The sequence below is a fragment of the Rhodococcus sp. P4_F5 genome (genome assembly GCF_056401315.1).
The window spans coordinates 1-4,512 of sequence record NZ_JBFUJP010000130.1 but is presented as its reverse complement, the minus strand read 5'-3'; the positions used below and the strand labels follow the sequence as shown (position 1 = coordinate 4,512).

Genomic DNA, 4,512 nt, shown 5'->3' with positions numbered 1-4,512 from the left:
CTCGGCGGCCTGCTCGGTGCGGGTGCCGGCGTCGGCGGCGACCTCAGCACGACCCTCGACGGCGCCGCGAGCGGCGGACTCGACGGTGTGGCCGACCTCGGTGCGGGCCTGGCCGGCGGTCTCGACACGGCGGCCGGCCTGGGCGCGGGCCTGACGAGCGGCCTGACGGGCGGTCTCGGCGGCCTGGTCGACGCGGGTGCCGGGCTCGGCACCGACCTGTCCGGCACCGTCCACTCGGCGGTCGACGCCGGGGCCGACCTGAGCGGCGCGGTCTCGGGCGTCACCGACGCGGGCGCCGGCCTGACCGGTGCGGTGTCCGGGCTGGCGGACGCGGGAGCGGGCCTGACCGGCGCGGTCTCCGGCATTGCGGGTGCCGGCGCGGGACTGACCTCCGGGCTCGACGCGGTGGCGAACCTCGGCGGCGGAATCGGCGGCGGCGTCGCCGGTGGTGCGGGTGCCGGTGGTGCGGTCGGCGGCGGCACGGACCTGGTCGGCGGACTCACCTCGGGCCTGACCGGCGCGGTCTCCTCGGTCGGTCACGGCGTCGGCGACGTCACGGGCGCGGCCGGCGGCAACGCCTGGTCGGCGGTCGACGCCTCGAACGCCTTCGGCAGCGAGACCGTCACGACGCACGACGCCGGCCTGTTCGACGACGGGACCGGCGTGGCGGGCGGCGGCCTCTTCGGCGACCAGCTCGACGCCGCGTCCGAGACGCACACCGGCGCGGACGCCGCGGGCCACACGGATCTGCTGCACCCGTAGATCACGGCGATTTTGTAACGAAACCAGCCCCGCACCCGCTATGCCGAGTGCGGGGCTGGTCTTCGCGGAGAGATAGTGGGTCGGGTTCATGCACAACGCATCTGGAGTGGCTGCCGCGCAGACAACGGGAGACCGGGGGTCGGCGTCGCCGACGACCACGGCGCAGCGGCGGGAGGCGGCCGGTGCGGAGCAGGTCGCACTGCTCGAACGCGTCGGGCGGGTCGCCGCGGCGGCGGAGCGGGCCGACCTCGTCGCCCGCCTGGACGCCGCCACCCGGCGGGTGCTCGACCCGCGGATGCGCATCGTCGCGGTCGGCCCGCTCAAGCAGGGCAAGAGCCAGCTGGTCAACTCGCTGCTGAACCTGAACGTCTGCACCGTCGGCGACGACGAGACCACCGCGGTGCCCACCGTCGTGCAGAACGCCGAGACCGCCTTCGCGGAGCTGGTGCTGGCGGAGCCCGGCTCCGAGCCGGTCCGGGTGGCCCTGCCCCTCGACGACCTGGGCCACGTCACCCCGACGTCCCCGCTGGCCGGCGGGCGTGAGGTGCTGCGGGTGGAGGTCAACGTGCCCAGCCCGCTGCTCGCCGACGGGTTGGTGCTGGTGGACACGCCCGGCGTCGGCGGCCACGGGAACCCGCATGCCGCGAGCACCCTGGGCCTGCTGCCGGCGGCGGACGCGGTGCTGGTGCTCTCGGACGCCAGCCAGGAGTTCACCGAACCGGAACTCGCCTTCGTCCGGCAGGTGCAGGGCCTGTGTCCCGCGGTGGCCTGCCTGATCAGCAAGACCGACCTGTACCCGCACTGGCGCGAGATCGTCGAGGCCGATCGCGGTCACCTCGAGCGTGAGGGCCTGCGGGTGCCGCTCATCCCGGTGTCGTCCGCGCTGCGGTCGCACGCGCTGCGACTCGAGGACGTGGAACTGAACGAGGAGTCCGGCTTCGCCGCGCTCTACGACTTCCTCCGCGACGCGGTGGTGGCCCGTGCCGACGCGACGACCCGACGAGCCGTCGCCCTCGACGTGCACTCGGTGTCCGAGCACCTCACCCTCGCGTTGGGCAGCGAACTGGCCGCACTGCGTGACCCGGCCAAGGGCGCCGCCGCCGTCGCGGAGCTGCAGAAGGCCAAGGTGGCGGCCGAGGAACTGCACAAGCGCACCTCGCTGTGGCAGCAGACCCTCTCCGACGGCGTCACCGACCTGGCCGCCGACATCGACCACGACCTGCGGGACCGGCTGCGCCGCGTGACCCGGGAGGCGGAGCAGGCCGTCGACGAGGGCGACCCGGGCAAGGACTGGGCCCAGCTGGGGGAGTGGCTCGAGCAGCAGGTGGCCACCTCGATCGGCGACAACTTCGTCTGGGCGCACGACCGCGCGGTGTGGCTGGCGGAGGTGGTGGCCGAGCATTTCGCGGAGGCCGGGGCCGTCGCCCTGCCGCACCTCGACGTGGCAGACCTGGACGGTGTCCTCGAGCCCGTCGGGTCGCTGGCGGAGCTCGAGTCCGGACGCATCGGCATCACCCAGAAGGTGCTGGTGGGTATGCGCGGCTCCTACGGCGGGGTGCTGATGTTCGGGCTCATCACCACCCTGATGGGGATGGCGCTGGTGAACCCGATCTCCGTCGGTGCGGGCCTGCTGCTCGGCACCAAGGCGTATCGGGAGGACAAGGAGAGCCGCGTTCTCAAACGCCGCGGGGAGGCGAAGGTCGCGATCCGGCGTTTCGTCGACGACGTCAGCTTCCAGATCGGCAAGGAGTCGAAGGACCGGCTGCGGCTGATCCAGCGGCTGCTGCGCGACCACTTCACCGCGATCGCCGAGCAGACGCTGCGGTCGTTGAACGACTCGCTCCGCGCCGCGCAGGAGGCGGCGAACCTGGCCTCGACCGAGCGCGCCGAGCGGGCCGCGCAGATCGAGGCGCAGATGCGCGAACTCGCGGAGCTCAAGGAGGCGGCCGGCCGGCTGCTGCCCACCGACGAGTCGGCCGACGACGTCACCACGGGCCCGGCCGCGTGAGCGCCGGTGCACTGCCCCGGGCGCGCGGGCTCATCGGCGCGGCGCGTGGGGTGTACTCGGCGGAGCCCGGGGTGCGGGCGCAGCTGGACGAGTGCGCACAGCGGATCGAGGAGCCGCTGCGGGTGGCGCTCGCCGGATCGCTCAAGGCCGGCAAGTCGACGCTGCTGAACTCTCTGGTCGGGCAGGACATCGCACCGACCGACGCGACCGAGTGCACACGCGTCGTCACCTGGTACCGCAGCGGCGCCACGCCCACCGTCACCGCCTGGTACGACGGCGACCGGTCCGCGAACGTCCCGGTGCAGCGACGGGACGGCAGCCTCACCTTCGACCTGGGGAGGCTGACCGCGTCGGACGTGGACCGGCTGGACGTGGAGTGGCCGGCGACGGCGCTGCAGCACACCACCATCATCGACACCCCGGGTACCTCGTCGCTCTCGCGCGACGTCTCGGCGCGGACCCTGCAGATGCTCACCCCGGAGAACTCGGCTTCCGGGGCGGACGCGGTGGTGTACCTGCTGCGCACCCTGAACGCGACCGACGTCCAGTTCCTCGGGCAGATAGGCGCGCACGTGGGCGGCGAGTCGGGCCCGCTGGGTGTGGTGGGGGTGGTCTCGCGTGCCGACGAGGTGGGTGCGGGCCGGCTCGACGCGATGATGTCCGCGAAGGAGGTCGCGTCCCGGTTCGCGACCGAACTGGAGCGGACCGGGTTGTGTCAGGCCGTGGTCCCGGTCGCCGGGCTGCTCGCGCTGGGTGCGCGGACGCTCCGGCAGAGCGAGTACGAGGCGTTCCGGGCGCTGAGCGAGGTGCCGACCGAGGACCTGCAGTTGGCGATGCTCTCGGCGGACCGCTTTGCCAGGGCGGACAGCCCGCTGCCGGTGGACGCGGCGACCCGGGCGCACCTGGCGCACCGGTTCGGTCTGTTCGGCATCCGGCTGGCGGTCGCACTCATCACGCTGGGTACCTCCGACTCTCCGACCCTGGCGGCCGAGTTGGTCGAACGCAGTGGACTCAACGAGCTGCGCCAGGTGATCGACGTGCAGTTCGGCCAGCGTGCCGACCAGCTCAAGGCGCACTCTGCTCTCCTCGCATTGGAACGGGTGCTGGCCGTGGACCCGGGGGCAGAGGCGGCAGGGCTGCTCGCAGAGACAAGGAGGGCCCTGTCCGACGTGCACGGGTTCCAGGAGATCCGGCTGCTCGGCCGGCTGCGTTCCACCGCGACCTCGCTGCCGGGCGAGGACGCAGCCCGGCTGCAGCGCCTGGTCGGCGGATCGGGCGTCGCGGACGTCGAGCGGCTCGGACTGGAACGCGACGCCTCGCTCGCGCAGCAACGGGACGAGGCCCTGGCCGAGGTGCGGCGCTGGCGGGCCTGGGCGGGACATCCGATGGTGGATCAGTTCACGGCGAGGGCCTGCTCGCTCGCCGCACGTAGTGCAGAAGGCGTGTTGGCGCGTCTGAGTGCGAACTGAGCCGGAAAACATGGGGTGAATGCCGCCCAAACGAACGGTTTTTACGGCTTACAGACCTTTGACCAGGCGATTTGGTACTTCTCGTCCACGTCCCGTAACTTATTCCAAGTCAGAGCGACACGGACACCGACCCGGACCGAGAGGCCCGGGACACGAGGTTGGACGTAAGAGCCTGGTAAATCCGAAGTCACACCGTCGTGTATGGTTGTGCTTCAGCCCCCGATCAGCCGGAGTTCATCTCCTGTTCGTGAGGGTGTGTGCGTGTTCTTTGAG

At 72.3% G+C, this 4,512-nt stretch carries 2 protein-coding genes and 1 pseudogene; all 3 read left to right on the top strand.

Annotated features, from left to right (window positions below; translation table 11 throughout):
• A pseudogene (locus tag AC1DU4_RS26035) lies at window positions 1-762 on the top strand (hypothetical protein); the annotation flags it as partial.
• A gap of 88 nt (window positions 763-850) precedes the next feature.
• Window positions 851-2,770, top strand: a complete 1,920-nt coding sequence (locus AC1DU4_RS26030) for a dynamin family protein (RefSeq protein ID WP_477844828.1) — start codon at window positions 851-853, stop codon at window positions 2,768-2,770.
• The gene (locus AC1DU4_RS26025; protein ID WP_477844826.1) at window positions 2,767-4,239 is read left to right on the top strand and encodes a dynamin family protein; all 1,473 of its coding nucleotides are present in this window, start codon (window positions 2,767-2,769) and stop codon (window positions 4,237-4,239) included. Before AC1DU4_RS26030 ends, AC1DU4_RS26025 begins: the two co-directional genes overlap by 4 nt.
• The last annotated feature ends 273 nt before the right edge of the window (window positions 4,240-4,512 follow it).